Here is a 16,257-nt window from a genome sequence, read left to right as displayed (position 1 = left end):
CGAGTCCGGTGGGGAGCGCTCCTTCATGAGGGCTTACGTGTGGCCTGCGCCGGGGCAGGTGCCGCAACCGGCACTAGTTCCAGCCGGTGAGTCCCGCGCCGTAGTGGTACAGCGGGTTGCCACGGGTCGTCGGCACCGGCTGTCCGGCGTCGATCCTCGCCCGGATCTCCGCGCGTTCGGCGTCGGTGGCGCCGAGATCGTACGGAAGATCCCACTTCTCGTTGGCGTCCCCGAGTACATCACCGCCACCTGGCTTCAGGATCTGGTCCAGGCTCCTGGGCAGTTGCCAGGGCAGCTTTCCGCTGGGCGTGTAGTCGCCGAAGAGCAGGGAGGCCGTGGCGGGTCCCACTTCCTCACCACCCCGGTAGGTGACCACGATGGCGTCCGCCAGACCGTTCCAGTCGCTGATCACAATGGGCCGGGGCAGTGTCAGCACCACGACCACCGGAATTCCCTGATTCTTGAAGTTCCGGATCAGGGCGAGCTGATCAGCGGGCAGATACGGTTCGAGGTTCGGCCACGCCGTGGCGTGTGTGTACGACGGCTCGCCGACGGCCACGACAGCGAGCTTCGGCGCGGGCCCGGTGTCCTGGTACACATTGACACCCGCTGTGGACGCCCTGGCCCGGATGGCTTCCAGGGTGGTCAGCGAACCGTAGTTGGGGTGGAAGTAGCTGGACCAGATGCAGCACGCGGCGCCGTCCGTGGCCCGGGCGCCCGCGACGACGATGTTGTCACCCCGGTTGAGCCTGACGGGGAGGACACCGTTGTTCTTGAGCAGGGTGTTGGACGCGCGGGCGGCCTGGTTGGCCAGCGCGGCATAGCTCGGCTGGTGGAACCGGTACGGGCCGTTGACCGGGTCGCCGTACGGCCGGTCGAAGACGCCCAGTTGGAACTTCAGCCGGAGGATCCGCGTCACCGCGTCATTGATCCGGGCGAGCGGCACCTGCGCCTGGAAGGTGGCCATACTGAACCCGGTGGCGCCCGGGTCGGCCCCGCCCATCACATCGGAGCCGGCGTTGGCCGCGTTCACCCAGGCACCCGAGGGCAGCCAGTCGGTGGTGATCAGGCCGGTGTAACCGAGGTTCTGCCGCAGGTACGCGAGGATCTTGGCGCTGTCGCCCGCACCGGGACCGCCCGGGTCGAGATACGAACTGCCCGCGTAGCCCGGCATGATGTTGACGGCCCCGGCCTCCATCGCCGCCCGGAACGGGATCATGTGGTACTTGATGGTCACCCCGTCGTAGACGATGCCCGCCTCGCCGCCGGCGCCTTCACCGGGCCAGTGCTTGACGGTCGCGAGGACGGACTGCGGGTTGAGTTCAGGGCCGCCCTGGAGACCGGCCACCAGGGCACGGAGCTGGGCCCCCACGGCATCGGCGTTCTCGCCGCCGCCCTCCTGGATACGGGGGTAGAGCACCTTGGTGCCGACCTCGGCGAGCGGCGAGAGCGTTCCCCGGGTGCCGACCTCGAGCTGCTCCTTGCGCTGCATGTCGGCGAGTTGGTATTCGAGCCCGTGGTTCCGGGCCGCGGCCAGGGTGCTCTGGAGCGGGTACGTGGTCTGGTAGCCGGCGGTGGTGTCACCGGCGGAGACCGGCGGAATGCCCAGCCTGGTGGCCGCCGTGGTGAGCAGGGTGTTGTGCAGATCGGCCGGCTGGGCCGGTCCGAAGTGCCAGCCGGACCTGGGGTACGACTGGACGTTGTAGAACATCTGGTAGGCCTTCTCCTCCAGCGTCATCCTGCCGAGGAGATCACTGACCCGGGTCTCGACCGGCTGCCGCCAGTCCTCGTACGGCTCGATGGCCCCGTTCTTGTTCAGGTCGCGGGCGCCGTTGATGACAGCGACACCGTCGTTGACGGTCTCGATCTCGGGCAGATAGACGCTGAACGTACGGATGTTGGAGGTGGTCTTCGCACCGGAGCCGCTCACCGCGACGACGAACCACTTGTAGGTCCACCGGTCGGTGATGTCCCAACTCGGTGTGTAGCCGGTACCGGTGGGCTCGGCGACCTTGGTGTAGAGGTCGAGGAGATTGCCCGAGGCGGTGAAGTCGTAGTCGGTACGGCTGACATTGAGCCACAGCTCGTAGCGGACGGCGCCCTGGACGGCCGCCCAGGAGAAGGCGGGCCTGCGGGTGTTGGTGATCAGGGCCCGGTCCGCGGGCGCGCCGAGCGCGAACTGGTTCAGGGTCGCCGGTGCCTTGGTGGGTCCGGAGAGCAGGGGCGGGGCGGACGAGGAGCTGTCGACGGACCCGAAGACCTGGAACTCCCAGAGCGAGACACCGTATCCGGTGGCCCGGGTGGTCGCGTAGAGCCGGACGTACCGCCCCTGGCCGGTGATGCCGAGTGTCTCGGTCCCGCCCCGGCCGGCGGTGGTGGAGTGGAGGGTCGACCAGGTCGAGGCGTTGTCGGACACCTCGATGCGGTAGCCCGTCGCGTAGGCGGACTCCCAGTTCAGCACGATGCCACTGATCCTGGCCGCACCGCCCAGGTCCACCTGGATCCACTGGTTGTCGGCGAACTCGCTCGACCAGCGGGTGTCGGTACGCCCGTCCAGCGCGGCGGCCGGAGCGTTGGCGCCCTCCCAGGTAGAGGCCGTGACCTGCTTGAACGCGGAGATCGCCGTCCCGGAGGGCTCCTGGCCCGGGCCGCTGCCGGCCGTGCCGTAGACCTGGAACTCCCAGAGGGAGTAGCCCCATCCGGTGGCCCGGGCCGTACCGTACATCCGCACGTACCGCCCGGAACCGCTGACGGCGAGCGTCTGGTTGCCGCCGGGTCCGGTCGTCGTGGAGTAGATGTCGGTCCAGTTCTGCGCGTCGCCCGACACCTGGATCTTGTACGAAGTGGCGTACGCGGTCTCCCAGTTGAGGACGACGGAGCTGATCGCCGCGGTGGCGCCCAGGTCGATCTGGATCCACTGCGGATCGGCGGCGGCGCTGGACCAGCGGGTCCCGGCGTTGCCGTCGACGGCCGCCGAGGCGGGCGTTCCCTCGTTCTCGGTCGAGGAGGTCGTGACGGCCTTGCCCTGCGACAGCAGGGTGTCGGCCGCCTGGGCGGCCCCGGCCGACGATCCGACGGCACCGCCCATCGCGAGACACATCGCGACGGCGGCGGCGACCAGCGGTCTGCGACGCCGAACGGCTCGGCGTAAGGAGGACAGGAGGCTCATGTACATCTCCACGGGGTGTGATGCCTCTCCACCAGAACCCCGCGGCACGCTCGGCGACGGCGCGGGAAGGGTGGCTGTCGGTGGGTCCGAACTCGACACTCGGCGCTCCACGACGGATCGATCTTGAGGAGAGCGCTCTCCCGAGAGAGTGCTGTAGTGACTGACCACTGTCAACCCTTGCCGCAACTGCTTGTCCGGGTGAACACGACGGGCCGGGGGCGGGTCCGGTACCCGCGTGCGTCACCGTGCGACGCGGGCACCGGACCGTACGGGTGCCGGACCATACCGGTGCCGGACCATACAGGCAGGCGCCGGACCGTACGGGCGCCCGACCGTACAGGCGCCGGGCCATATGGGCGCCCGCGGCTACGCGTCGTGCCAGCCGCCGTCCGCGCGCAGTGTCGCACCGGTGATGTACCCCGACAGCGGACTGGCCAGGAACGCGACGAGGTCGGCGTACTGGCGCGGCCGTCCGATGCGGCCGACGTCGTTGGGCGACAGCGCGCTGATGGCCCTGGGCTCAACCTCCTCCCAGGTCTCGCCCCAGCCGTTCCGCCTGCCCAGGTCGAGGACGTACGCCTGCGCGGAGGGGGTGAGGATGCCGCCGGCCGCGACCGCGTTCGATGTGACGCCGGAGTGCTTGAGTTCGCGGGCCAGGGAGACGGCGAGATTGTCCCGGGCGGCGTTGGTCGCGGCGTAGTGCGGCTGGCTCGCCGCGGGCAGGTGGCCGAGGACGCTGCTGATCTGGATCACCCGTCCCCAGCCGCGCGCCCGCATGTCCGGTACGAAGCGCTGGATCGTCCGCACACTGGAGACGACATTGGTGTTGTAGATGGCGGCCCACTCGGCGGGCGCGGTGGTGGGCCAGGCGGCCGTCGGGTCGTAGACACCGAGGTTGTTGACGAGGATGTCGACCGGCGTGCCGGCGGACGCCGTTCTCACCGCGTCGGCTCCGGCGTCGGTGGCCAGATCGCCGATCGCGACGGTGACGTCACCGCCGTCCGCCCGGATGGCCTTGGCGACTGCCGTGGCCCGTGCTTCGTCGCGCCCGTGCACGACGACCGCCGCCCCCTCGGCCGCCAGGACCCTGGCTATCTCCGCGCCGAGTCCGCTGCTCGACCCGGTCACAAGCGCCCGCTTGCCGTTCAATTGCAGATCCACTGGATTCACTCCGCTCATGGCCGGCCCATGGCGAGCCCGCCCCGGCCGGGCTCGTCGCCGGGCCAGGGACGGGCGGGCCGTGCCGTCCGACTGGACTGTTCGGTCCACAAGTACCTCGTTCAAAATGGACCAGCAAGTCCAATCTTTACGGTCGGCTGTGGCCCCGCCGGGGCTGTCACCAGGGGCGGGTCGTCACGTACTTGTTGCCGCCGCCGTTGGTGATGGGCCGGGTCGCACAGCCGCCCACATTCGCCGCGGTCGGCTTGTGGTGCCCCCAGAGCAGAAGCTGAACCTTGATCTTTCCCGCCCCATAGGTGTCCGAGCCGAACTTCTTGCCGAAGTACGTGGTCCTGCCCACCTTGTTGTTCTTGAAGACATTGCCCTTTCCGCACACCTCCTTGTCCTGCGGCCGCCAGTCACTGAAGGTGGCGTAGGAACCGGAACGCCAGAACCTGTTGCCGTCGACGATGTTGTTGTTACTGCCGTTCCGGGTACGGACCGGGTCGCCCGTGATGTATCCGAACCGGTTTCCACGGATCGTGGTGGAGCTGGTGCGGGTGGCGAGATAGACCCCGTGGATCTCGGCGGGGCCGTCGCTGTTCTCCAGGTTGTAGAACCTGTTGCCGGTGATGGTGAGCCTGGCGGATTCCGTGACGTGAACGGCTCCGTAGCCGGGTCCGCCGGGGTTGCTCTTGTTGCCCAGGTACTGGAACAGGTTGTTCTTGATGGTCACCCGGCCCGGGCCCTTCATCCCCCGGACCCGGATACCGCCGTTGGTGTAGTTCTTGATGGTCTTGCCCGAGACGGTGAAGCTGCTGTTCGGCGAGCTGATGGTCATGAAGTAGCCGGGCTTCGCCCGCGAGCCGTCCATGACGACCTCACCGGTTCCCGGCACCGCCGCGAAGGTGAAACGGCCGCCCGGCGGGTCGTAGGTCCACTTGATCTCCTCGTCGGGGTAGTACGTGCCGCCGGGCGTGAGGATGGTGGCGTTGACCGCGCGCTTGTTCTTGAGGAGCTTCTCCGCCTCCGCGAAAGTGCGCACGGCGTTGGTCCGGGCGAGCCCGTTGCCGCTCGCCCGGGCGCTGGGGTCCACGTACACCGTGACCGTCCCTGCGGTGACAGCACCCGCCGGTACGGCGGTCAGTGTGCCTCCGGCCATCAGACAGGTGAGTGTGAGTGCCACTGCTGCGGGCCTGTGCATGATCCGTTTCCTTCCCCCGTGCTCGGGGCGGTTCCCCGAGCCCGCCGCCATGGTGCTCGCCCGACCTTGCGGAAACCTTGAACACCTCCGCGCGCACCCCCTCTGACCAGCGGCGGGAGGTACGGCACCGGAAGCGGATCAGTTTCGGCCGTATCCAGGCCGAATCCCTTCCGATGGCACTGAGCACCCATATGACCAGGAGAAACTACAAGACGGAGTTACACGAATACTTTTAGTGCGATGAGGTAGCTGTGGCACGCAACAACGACCTGATGACGGCCTTGCTGGACACTCGGCGTGAGCTGAATGACCAGATCGGCGCGGTCGGCGACCGCGTCGAGGGCGCGGAGAAGGAACTGCGTCAGGTCGTCACCGCCGAGGTGGAGAGCCTCCGCGACGACATCCGTGAAACGCGCGCCCGCGTGAACAACGGTTCCTCGGCCACGACCGAGGTCACCCGGCAGGTCACCGCGCTGCGCCAGGATCTGCACGAGATCCGGCAGGCGGTGGCCGATCTCCACAGCCTGGTCAACGACCTGGCCGGTCACCAGGTTTTCGATACGTCGACGCCCTGGACCGGCCCTGCCGCCGCCCCCGCCGCCGAGGCCGAGGTGCCCGCCGTGGAGCCTTCTGCGAACGGTCGGGCGCGGGAGACCGAGACGCCGGCCTCGATGAGCACCGGCCGGACCGGCGTTCTTCCCGATGGGGAGCCGGACGAGACCGACCAGCGCAAGCAGTCCAGCGAAGCGCTCGACTCCGGCACCGAACCGAGCGAGGAAGTAAGCCATGGCGCGCTCCTGCTGGGCGCCGCGCCGATCGCCTCCATCGTGCTCGTCTGCCACCGGGACGCCTGGAACTTCGTCGCCGGACTAGCCTCGGGCCAGGAGCACTTCAATCCCACTCCGGAAATCACCGACGACGGCGACGGCCGCGTACGCATCATCCTCTCCGGCCGCTCCCTCATCGGCGTACTCATCGCCCTGCGCGAAGCGCGGGTGAAGGGCAGTGTCTTCGACGGCAGTTGGGCCATGGCCTCCGCCTTCTACCGGCGCATGGCCGAAGACCTCCGCAAGACCCGCCGGGCCGGAAAGGCCCCCTTGACCATCGTCTTCAACGACGGCGTCACCGACAACTACGACGACGGAGCCTCACCCGAGGCCGGTTGACGCAGGGGCCATCGCCCATACGCGAGGAACAGCCGCGGGCCGGCCATTGCGGCCCGCGGCCAAGCGCCGATGCCGGTATCGCTGTCGGTGTCGGTATTGGTGTCAGAACTCGTAGGCGCCCACGTCGAAGGGGTTCGATCGCTGCTTTCGGTCGGCGTCGAGGGTGGGGGCTTCCCTGGTTGTGCCCGCGCCGATGGCGGGGGAGCCCGGCTTGAGGTGCAGGTTCCCGGACGGGTAGTCGGTGAAGTAGGTGGAGTAGGCCGTACCCACCGTGATGTTGTTGGAGTGCTGGGTGTTGGTCGCGGCGCCGGTGTTGAAGGTGCGTGCCAGGTTGTTGCGGATGATGTCGCCGTTCGACGGCGTTCCGTCCTTCTGGTTGGTGAGGCGGATCTCGCTGTCCGTGGCCGGATAGCGCGGGACCACGGTGTTGTTGACGATCCTGCTGTCGTTCATGCCGTACAGGCCCATGGCGAGCCCGACCTCCACCTGGACCACATTGTTCTCGATGGTCCAGTTGCGGTAGGGGCCGTCGAAGGCGCCGATGCCCTGGATCGTGTACTTGCCGTTGTACTGGAAGGGGATCTTGGCGTAGCGGGTGCCCGTGCGGCTGATGAAGACGTTTCCGCGCAGTACGACGTCGGTGACCGGGGTGAAGCTGCCGTCGCCGCGGTAGCTCTGGAACATGTCCCGGTGCGGCGGGTCGGCCTCCGTGCCGGCCGGTACGACCGCGTAGCTGTTCACCGCCGAGTTGTACTCGAACAGGCAGCCGCTGACCTTGCAGCGGAACGCGTCCTCCCAGAAGTGGTCGACGCTGTTTCCCCTGACCACCGCTCCGGTCGCGCCGGCACCGGCCTGGGACGTACGTTCCAGCATCACGCCGTTGCGCACGTTCCGGATCCGGTTGTCGAGGACCTGGTTGTTGGCGCCGATGACCAGGACCGCCGTACCACTGCGGCCGACCCAGTCGTTGTTGTACCAGGTGTCCGCCGAGGCGTCGCTCGCGGCTCGGACCTGCGAGTTCTGGAGGACATCTTGGGTGGCGCCGGCGTCGAACTGCACGAGGTTGCCCGTCGTGTACGTACCGTCCGCCTCCTGGGGAGAGACGAGCACCCCGTCGACCGTCCAGCGTGTCGCCCCGGACGCGAACCGCAGGGTCTTCATCCGGGGCGTCGCGCCGGGCGCCGCCTTGATGGTCCGTACGCCCGACGCGACGCCTCCGGTGATGACCGGGCTTCCGTGGTTTCCGTTGCGCAGATAGATGATGTCGCCGGCGGCGAAGGTCCTCCCCGACGCGAACACCTCCTGCAGTGTCCGCCACGGGCGGTCGGCCGTACCGGGATTGCTCGCCGAACCCACGGCCGGGTCGACGTAGTAGGCGGTGGCCGCGGCTGCGGCGGGTGAGGTTCCGGTCCCGAAGGCCGTGGGGTCGGCCTGGAACCCGAGAACCAGCACCGCACAGGTGACGAGTGCGGTGCGCCTGCTGGTTCTGCTGATGGACATGGTGACGGCCACGAGGAGACCTCGGCTTCTTGTGGAGGGTGTGGGAGGTGTGAGGAGCGCGGGTGGAAGCGTGAGGAGCATGGGGGATTCGCGGTGACTCGCGCTGCGCCTGGTGAGGAGTTTGGGTCAAGTCATGCCACGCGTCAACAGATTCATTGGAATGAATGGCAGTTGACGTCCTGTCAGCAGAGCTCCACCATGGGCAGCTCCATGGTGGGTAGGGTCTTAAGCTCGTCACATCGGGCGGGCCGGTGTCAGTACAGATCGAAGGGGGGATGCGATGAGTTCGTCGCGCGCTCCTGCCGGCACCGCCGTACGGGGACACAAGACGCGGCATCTCGCGGACGAGCTGCGCCGGGCCATCGCCGAACTGCGCTGGCCGGCCGGGAAGCTGCCGACGGAACAGCAGTTGGCCCGCGACCAGGGGGTGAGCCTCAACACCGTACGGCGGGCCGTCGATCTGCTGGTCCAGGAGGGGCTCGTCTACCGCCGCCAGGGATCCGGAACGTACATCTCGGCCTCCCGGACACCGGGTACCGGATACGCCGTCGGCGTCGTCGTTCCCTCGTTGACCTACTACTACCCGCGCGTCATCGCCGGCATCGAACGCGAACTCTCCCGCCACGGCTCACGGATGCTGCTGCGCTGCACCGACTGGGACCCCGGCATGGAGCACGGAGCCGTCGAGGAACTGATCCGGTCGGGCTCCGCCGGGCTGATACTCGTACCCACGCTCGGCGAGGACGGCCCGCGGCACTGGCTCGGGGACGCGGGGGAACTCGCCGTGCCCGCGGTGCTCGTCGAGCGGGGCATGGACCTGCCGGCGACCTCGCACGAGTTCGTCTGTTCCCACCACGCGGCCGGGGCGCGTACGGCTGTCGAGCATTTGCTGCGGCTCGGGCACACCCGGATCGGCTACATGGAGAGGACCAGTCCGCACACGGCCCCGCAGGTCCGGTCGGGCCTCGCCGTCGGGCTGGAGCACGCCGGGCTCGATGCCGCTCCCGTGGCCGCGGTCTCACTGCCCCGCTGGACGGCGGAGGACGCGGACCGTTTTCTCGGCCGTCTGCTGGACGAGGGGGCGACGGCCGCGCTCTGCTTCGCGGACCGTGAAGCGTCCTTGCTGGTCGGGGCGGCGCGGCGGCGCGGTCTGAGTGTTCCCGGGGATCTTTCCGTGATCGGCTACGACAACGAGGTGGCCGATCTGTGCGAGGTGCCCCTGACCGCCGTTTCCCCGGCGAAGACGGACATCGGCCGGCGGGCCGCGGACATTCTCAGGGCCCGTATCGCCGATCCGGACGCTCCGCGGCGGCAGGAAGCGTTTGTGCCGCACCTGGTCGTACGGGAGTCCACGGGCCCGGCGCCCGGGCATCGCTGAAGAACCCCGGCACGCTTCCCGGCAGCCCGCGCTCCGCCTGCCCCCGCTCCCCGACCACCCGCGCTCCGGCCCGCCCACAGCTCGGCCCGCCCCCGCCCCGGCCTGTCCGCGGCTCGGCGGAAGCCACCGCGAGCCAGGCCATGCCCGGCTCCTCCAACACCCGGCCAGTTTCTCCCCGTTGAGGACAAAGTATGGACCGATGCGTCGGCCGTCCATACTCTGGGCGTCGTTCTCGCGCAGAAGTATGCGTGGAGCGCGGCGGAACTCCGCCACCGCACCGACGGTACGTGTACGAACTCCACTCCGCGGGCGCGGGCCGCCCAGGCCCTCGCCCACTCGCAGCCCCCAGCAGGAGGACGAGTGCAGCCACACGAATACCAGAGCGCCCGCCGCGGCCGACGCGGACCACGGACCATCACCGGTCTGCTCCTCGCCGCCCTCGTGACCGGAGGTCTCGCGGCACCCGCGGTCGGCGCGGAGACACCGGCCGCCGCGGCGACAAAAGCCCCCACCGAGACAAGGGTCCCCCTGGACACGAGGGCCCCGGCGGAACTGCCGCCCCAGGAACCCGGCGTCACCCTGCGTGTCTTCGACGTCCAGTCCCCGCTCAGCAAGCTCTGCGACCTGAAGCCGGCCCAGACCCCCAATGTCGACAAGCTGATTCCCACGGTCGACTGGTCGTCCACCGAGGGCTTCGGCTTCAGCGACAACTTCATGTCGCAGATCATCGGCAATGTCGACGTCTCCGCCGAGGGCACGTACGCCTTCCGCCTGATCAGCGATGACGGCTCACGTCTCTTCATCGGCGACCAGCAGGTCATCGACCACGACGGACTGCACGGCGCCGAACCCAAGGACGGCGAGATCACCCTCACCCCCGGCTACCACGCGCTCCACATCGATCACTTCGACCGCGGCGGCGAGCAGCAGGTGACCCTCCAGTGGAAGCCGCCGGGCGCCACCGAGTTCACACTCGTCCCGAACTCCGTGCTCAGCACCGATGCCGGCGTGGTGCGCGTCACCGCCCCCGGCCGCAAGGAGTGCGAGGGCAGCTACGACACCCCCGGCGACGGCCTCCCGCTGACCTCGGTCAATCCCGGCTACACCCTCACCGATCTGCGCCCCGAAGGCTTCGAGCCGCAGGTCTCCGCCATGGACTGGCTGCCGGACGGCCGACTCGCCGTGACCACCTGGGGCGGCAGTGACAACACCGTGGGAGAGGTCTACCTCCTCGACGGTGTCACGGGTGACACCGCTCCGGAGAAGGTCACGTACAAGAAGATCGCCGACGGGCTGAAAGAGCCGATGGGCATCAAGTACGTGGACGGAAAGCTGTACGTGTCGGAGAAGCACCAGCTCACCGAGTTGTCCGACACCGACGGCGACGACGTCACCGATACGACCCGCAAGGTCGCGGCCTGGCCGTACGGAGGCAACTTCCACGAGTTCGCCTTCGGACTGCTCTACAAGGACGGGTACTTCTATCTGAATCTCTCGGTCGCCATCAACTACGGTGGCGCGACGACCGATCCGCAGCCCGCCGCGAACCGCGGCACCACCGTCAAGGTGAACAAGGCGACCGGAGAGGTCAGTTATGTGGCGGGTGGTCTCCGCACCCCGAACGGGATCGGTTGGGGTCCGGAGGGCGAGCTCTTCGTCACCGACAACCAGGGCGGCTGGCTGCCCGCCTCGAAGCTCGTCCAGGTGAAGCAGGACCGGTTCTTCAACCACTACACCAACCCGGACGGCCCGTTCGACGACCGTACGGTCACCAAGCCGGTGCTCTGGCTGCCGCAGAACGAGATCGCTAACTCGCCGAGCACACCGATGGTGGTCAAGAAGGGGACCTACGCGGGTCAGTTGCTCTTCGGTGACGTCACCTACGGCGGCCTCCAGCGCGCCGATCTGGAGAAGGTGGACGGCGAGTACCAGGGCGCGGTGTTCCGTCACACGCAGGGTCTGGAGGCCGGCATCACCCGGATCAGCACGGGACCGGACGGTGCCATCTACGCGGGCGGCCTCGGCGCGGACGGGAACTGGGGCCAGGAGGGGAAACTCCGCTTCGGTCTTCAGAAACTCGCTCCGAACGGCACGAACGTCTTTGACATCAAGACCATGCGCGCCACCCGCGACGGTTTCGAACTCACCTACACGAAGCCCCTGTCGGAGGAGACCGCCGCCGCCTTGACGGACGGGGGCTACTCCGTGGAGCAGTGGCGCTACGTTCCCACGCCGGCGTACGGCGGCCCCAAGGTGGACGAGGAGAGCCTGTCCGTCGCGGCGGCCCGGATTTCCGAGGACCGCCGTACGGTCCGGCTCAGCATCCCCGGGCTGAAGACGGACCGGGTGGTGCATGTGCGCTCGCCGCGCCCGTTCTCCTCGGCCGACGGCGAGCAACTGTGGTCCACCGAGGCCTGGTACACCCTGAACGCGCGGCCGGGTCCCGAGGAACCTGTCACGTCGTACGACGCCGAGTCCGCGCGGCTTTCCGGTGGCGCGGACATCGACACCGAGCACGCCGGCTACACGGGCGGCGGCTTCGTCGACGGCTTCGGCACCCAGGGCGCCACCGCCACCTTCGAGGTCGACGTCCCCGCCAAGGGCACCTATGACGTGAGCCTGCGCTACGCCAACGGCCCTCACCCCTTCACCGGCACCAAGACGATCGGCGCCGGCGTCAACGGCGGGCAGACGCGGCAGGTCAGCCTCCCCTCCACCGGCGCCTGGAACCGCTGGTCCACCCGGACCGAACGGTTCGAGCTCCGCAAGGGGCGCAACACCGTCTCGTACACCTACCGGCCCGAGGACACCGGCCATGTCAACCTCGACATGATCGAGGTACGCCCACGCGGCAGCCGTATCGATCTGTTCTCCGGCGGCAGCGTCTCCTCCGCCTGGCAGCACAACGACGGCCGCAGTGTCGAATGGCCGCGCACGGCCGACAACTCCGTCGAAGTGTGCTGCGGCGACATCCGCACCAAGCAGTCCTTCGGCGACTTCAGGCTGCACGCCGAGTTCCGGGTGCCGAAGCTGCCGCCGGACGTCACCGGCCAGGACCGCGGCAACAGCGGTGTCTATCTCCAGGAGCGGTACGAGATCCAGATCCTGGACTCGTTCGGTGTGGAGAAACTCGCGACGAACGAGGCCGCGGCGATCTACAACAAGAAGGCCGCGGACCTGAACGCCGCCACCGCACCCGAGACCTGGCAGACGTACGACATCGTCTTCCGCGCGGCCCGTTTCGACGCCGCGGGGAACAAGACGGAGGACGCCAGAGTCACCGTGGTGTGGAACGGCACGAAGGTGCACGACAACGTGGCCGTGGACGGCCCGACCGGCAGCGGCGACGCCGAATCGGCAGCGACGGGGGCGATCCGGCTCCAGGACCACGGCAACAAGGTCCGCTTCAGGAACCTGTGGGTCGAACCGCTGGACTGACGTGGTCGAACCGCTGGACCGACCTGGACGAGCCGGACCGGCCCCGGCCGACCTTTGGCCGATCCGGACCGGCCTTGGCCGATCGCCGCGCGGCGCCCCGGCGGTACGTTGACGCTTCCCCCGGCCGGAGACGACCGGGGGAAGCGTCATGGGGCTGATCAAGCCGCCCCCGTATCAAGCCCGGCCCAAGCCCGGCCAAGACGGGTCAAGACCGGCCGGGCGCGGGATCAGGCCATCGCCCGCGCCAGCCGGCGGTCCACCTGCGACGGCGACATGGCCTGCTCGGCGGCGAGAATCCCCGCCCCGATGACCGCCGCGTTCTCGCCCGTACGGCTCGGCTCGATCCGCAGCACACGGGTGGCCAGCGGATGCGAGCGCCGGTACACCGCCTCCCGTACCCCGGCGAGAAGCTGGTCGTGCACTGCGGCCAGCGCGCCGCCGAGCACCACCGTGTCCGGGTTGAAGAAGTTCACCAGGCCCGCCAGGACCTCGCCGACCGCCCGGCCCGCCTCGCGCACCATGCGTACGGCGTCCCGGTTGCCGGAGGCCACCAGCCGCACCACATCGCTGCCCGATGCCGCGTCCAGCCCCAGACCGGCCAGTTTCGCCGCGAGCGCCGCTCCGCCCGCCACCGCCTCCAGACAGCCGGTATTGCCGCACCGGCACGGTTCCGCCTGGTCCCCGACCTGGATGTGCCCGATGTCGCCGGCGCTGCCCTGGGCACCCCGGTGGAGCCTGCCGTCGGCCACGATGCCGCAGCCGATGCCCGTACCCACCTTGATGTAGAGGAGGTAGCGGGTGTCGGGAAACGCACGGCGCTGCTCGGCCAGCGCCATCACGTTCACGTCGTTGTCGACCAGCGCCCGCACCCCGAAGCGCGAGGCGAAGAACTCCGGGATCGGATACTGGTGCCAGCCCGGCATGATCGGTGGATCGATGGGGCGGCCGGTCGAGAACTCGACAGGTCCCGGCACCCCGACGCCGATCGAGCGCAGTGTCCGCGGATCCCGTCCCGTCTCCTTCAGCAGCGCCTGCAGCGTCCGCTCGACCCGGCGAAGTACCGCTTCCGGACCGTCCGCGATCGACAGCGGCTCGTTGTGCGTGGCCAGCATCGTTCCCGCGATGTCCGTCAGCGCCACCGCGCAGTGCGAGGCGCCGAGGTCCACACCGGCCACCAGATGTCCGGCGGTGCGCAGTTGGAGCCGGCGCGGCGGACGGCCCCCGGTCGAGTCGCCGGGGGCGGGGGCCGATTCGTCGACGAGGCCGTGCGCGATCAGGGCGTCGACGCGCTGGGAGACCGTGGAGCGGGCCAGTCCGGTGATCCGCGCGATGTCCGCGCGCGTCGTCACGGCTCCGGAACTGATCAGCGCCAGCACCTCGCCGGGCGAGTGTGCGGCGGAAACACTGGGATCCGACGGCACAGGCATGACAGTCACCCTAGGGACGACTTCCGCTGCTCACAAGGCATTCCCCGTTCGCCGGTCGGCCTAAGTCCCCGTCAACTCACCTGAAAACAAAGCCCCTTGGACCCTTGACAGGTCAAAGATGTGTCACGACTCTGCACTGCAGACCGCTGACCGAGGAGCCGGCTGATGCTGACCATGCAAGGCGTGTCCAAAAGCTTCATGGGGGTGCGGGTGCTCCATGATGTGACGCTCGACCTCGAACCGGGTGAAGTGCACGCCCTGGTGGGCGAGAACGGCGCCGGCAAGTCCACCCTGATGAAGATCCTCGCCGGCGAGCACATCCCCGACACCGGGACCATCACGATCGACGGCACCGCGCACGCCTTCACACACCCGGCGCAGGCGCGGGACGCCGGAATCGGCATCATCCACCAGGAGTTCGCGCTCCTTCCGCACCGCACGGTCGCCGAGAACGTCTTCCTCGGCCGTGAACCGGTCCGCCGCGGGCTGGTGGATCGCGGAGCCATGGAGCGCCGCACCGCCGGACTCCTCGCCGAGATCGACGTGACCGGCATCACCGCGTCCATGCTTGTCAGGGACCTGTCAGTCGCGCGGCAGCAGATCGTCGAGATCGCCAAGGCACTCGCCTCGGATGTCCGGGTCCTCGTCATGGACGAACCCACCGCACCCCTCGCCGACCACGAGAGCGAACGCCTCGCGGCGCTCGTACGCAGGCTCACTGCGCGAGGCCTCGGCATTCTCTACATCTCGCACCGCCTGCCGGAGGTCTTCGCCCTGTCCCGGCGCATCACGGTCCTCAAGGACGGCCGCCGCGTGACCACACTGCGTACCGCCGACACCGACGCCGACGAGGTGGTACGGAGCATGGTCGGGCGCGAGCTGACCGCCTACTACCCGCCGCGTGCCCGCCCGGAGGAGATCGGCGCGGAGCGGCTCACGGTCTCCGGCGGCGGCAATGACCGTATCCGGGACATCGACCTGACCCTGCGGGCCGGAGAGGTCGTCGGCATCGCCGGCCTCCAGGGATCGGGGCGTACATCACTGGCGCGCGCCCTGTTCGGCGCGACCCCGTTCACCACGGGCGCCATGACCGTCGGCGGCAGACCGCTGCGGCCCCGCCGCCCGCGCCAGGCCATCCGCGCCGGCATCGCGCTGGTCACCGAGGACCGCAAGACGGAGGGCCTCGCGCTGCACCAGTCCGTACGGGACAACGCGCTGCTCGTCACCCGCGCCGTCCCCCCGCGCGGCGGACCGCCGACGGGCCGGGAGATCACGGCGCTCCTCGGACGCGTGCGCCTCCAGGCCCGTGGCGAGGACCAGCAGGCGCTCTATCTCTCGGGCGGCAACCAGCAGAAGGTCGTCATCGCCAAGTGGCTCGCGGCCCGGCCTCAGGTGCTCCTGTTCGACGAGCCGACCCGCGGTGTGGATGTCGGCGCCAAGGCCGCCGTCCACACCCTCGTACGGGAACTCGCCCGCGAAGGACTCGCCGTACTGATCATCTCCTCCGAACTCCCCGAGCTGATCGGCATGAGCGACCGGATCCTTGTGATGTCCGAGGGCCGTCTCGTGGGCGGATTACCCGCCGGCGCGGACGAGGAGAGCGTCATGCGGCTCGCCACCGGCGGCCACCGGGGCGGACGGGAGGACGCCGCGTGACCGCGACCGATCCCGGGCCGCTAGGCCCTGTCCGGCGGATCTTCGGGGGCCCGCGACGCCTGGCACGGCACCTCGCGGCGTTGTCGGAGTCGCCCGAGTACATCCAGTACACGGGCGATCCTCCGCCTTGCGATGCACCGCACCAGCCGCCCCGGGCTGAT

At 69.1% G+C, this 16,257-nt stretch carries 9 protein-coding genes; 4 read left to right on the top strand and 5 right to left on the bottom strand.

Translation table 11 applies throughout. The features are described 5' to 3' along the window. Positions 1 to 73: 73 nt before the first annotated feature. The 3 genes from KQY30_RS32080 to KQY30_RS32070 all read right to left on the bottom strand — a co-directional run bounded on the left by KQY30_RS32080 (position 74) and on the right by KQY30_RS32070 (position 5,531). Complete coding sequence (locus KQY30_RS32080; RefSeq protein ID WP_217310040.1) at positions 74 to 3,169, bottom strand: discoidin domain-containing protein; 3,096 nt, start codon at positions 3,167 to 3,169, stop codon at positions 74 to 76. Between the two features lie 366 nt (positions 3,170 to 3,535). Continuing rightward, a complete protein-coding gene (locus tag KQY30_RS32075; protein WP_217310039.1) occupies positions 3,536 to 4,330 on the bottom strand; it encodes an SDR family NAD(P)-dependent oxidoreductase in 795 nt (264 codons plus the stop codon). Positions 4,331 to 4,505: 175 nt separating this feature from the next. Further along, positions 4,506 to 5,531: a right-handed parallel beta-helix repeat-containing protein gene (locus KQY30_RS32070; protein WP_217310038.1), complete on the bottom strand. Its 1,026-nt coding sequence runs from the start codon at positions 5,529 to 5,531 to the stop codon at positions 4,506 to 4,508. A 251-nt stretch (positions 5,532 to 5,782) separates the two neighbouring features. Between KQY30_RS32070 and KQY30_RS32065 the strand changes: the two genes are divergently transcribed. Further along, on the top strand, positions 5,783 to 6,697 hold the full coding sequence (locus KQY30_RS32065) for a hypothetical protein (RefSeq protein ID WP_217310037.1): 915 nt from the start codon (positions 5,783 to 5,785) through the stop codon (positions 6,695 to 6,697). A gap of 102 nt (positions 6,698 to 6,799) precedes the next feature. Here the strand turns inward: KQY30_RS32065 and KQY30_RS32060 are convergent, their stop codons facing one another. Beyond that, positions 6,800 to 8,197, bottom strand: a complete 1,398-nt coding sequence (locus KQY30_RS32060) for a choice-of-anchor Q domain-containing protein (RefSeq protein WP_217310036.1) — start codon at positions 8,195 to 8,197, stop codon at positions 6,800 to 6,802. 280 nt (positions 8,198 to 8,477) lie between these two features. Between KQY30_RS32060 and KQY30_RS32055 the strand changes: the two genes are divergently transcribed. Together KQY30_RS32055 and KQY30_RS32050 are read left to right on the top strand one after the other, a co-directional pair. After that, positions 8,478 to 9,575: a GntR family transcriptional regulator gene (locus tag KQY30_RS32055; RefSeq protein ID WP_217310035.1), complete on the top strand. Its 1,098-nt coding sequence runs from the start codon at positions 8,478 to 8,480 to the stop codon at positions 9,573 to 9,575. A gap of 360 nt (positions 9,576 to 9,935) precedes the next feature. Next, positions 9,936 to 13,013, top strand: a complete 3,078-nt coding sequence (locus KQY30_RS32050; RefSeq protein WP_254407414.1) for a family 16 glycoside hydrolase — start codon at positions 9,936 to 9,938, stop codon at positions 13,011 to 13,013. Between the two features lie 227 nt (positions 13,014 to 13,240). Here the strand turns inward: KQY30_RS32050 and KQY30_RS32045 are convergent, their stop codons facing one another. After that, positions 13,241 to 14,440, bottom strand: coding sequence for an ROK family transcriptional regulator (locus tag KQY30_RS32045; protein ID WP_217310034.1), 1,200 nt, complete (start codon positions 14,438 to 14,440; stop codon positions 13,241 to 13,243). A gap of 165 nt (positions 14,441 to 14,605) precedes the next feature. Here KQY30_RS32045 and KQY30_RS32040 point away from each other — a divergent pair, with 165 nt between their 5' ends. Next, positions 14,606 to 16,096, top strand: a complete 1,491-nt coding sequence (locus KQY30_RS32040) for a sugar ABC transporter ATP-binding protein (RefSeq protein WP_217310033.1) — start codon at positions 14,606 to 14,608, stop codon at positions 16,094 to 16,096. Positions 16,097 to 16,257: the final 161 nt, after the last annotated feature.

Origin of the sequence: Streptomyces sp. GMY02, assembly GCF_019056675.1 — a bacterium.
Taxonomy (GTDB): domain Bacteria; phylum Actinomycetota; class Actinomycetes; order Streptomycetales; family Streptomycetaceae; genus Streptomyces; species Streptomyces odonnellii.
This window is presented reverse-complemented; position numbering and strand designations above follow the sequence as displayed.

What these genes read in the sequence shown, in the direction of transcription:
- KQY30_RS32080 (WP_217310040.1), bottom strand. Translation starts at nt 3,169, where the DNA reads ATGAGCCTCCTGTCCTCCTTACGCCGAGCCGTTCGGCGTCGCAGACCG.
- KQY30_RS32070 (WP_217310038.1), bottom strand. Translation starts at nt 5,531, where the DNA reads ATGCACAGGCCCGCAGCAGTGGCACTCACACTCACCTGTCTGATGGCC.
- KQY30_RS32060 (WP_217310036.1), bottom strand. Translation starts at nt 8,197, where the DNA reads ATGTCCATCAGCAGAACCAGCAGGCGCACCGCACTCGTCACCTGTGCG.
- KQY30_RS32055 (WP_217310035.1), top strand. Translation starts at nt 8,478, where the DNA reads ATGAGTTCGTCGCGCGCTCCTGCCGGCACCGCCGTACGGGGACACAAG.
- KQY30_RS32045 (WP_217310034.1), bottom strand. Translation starts at nt 14,440, where the DNA reads ATGCCTGTGCCGTCGGATCCCAGTGTTTCCGCCGCACACTCGCCCGGC.
- KQY30_RS32040 (WP_217310033.1), top strand. Translation starts at nt 14,606, where the DNA reads ATGCTGACCATGCAAGGCGTGTCCAAAAGCTTCATGGGGGTGCGGGTG.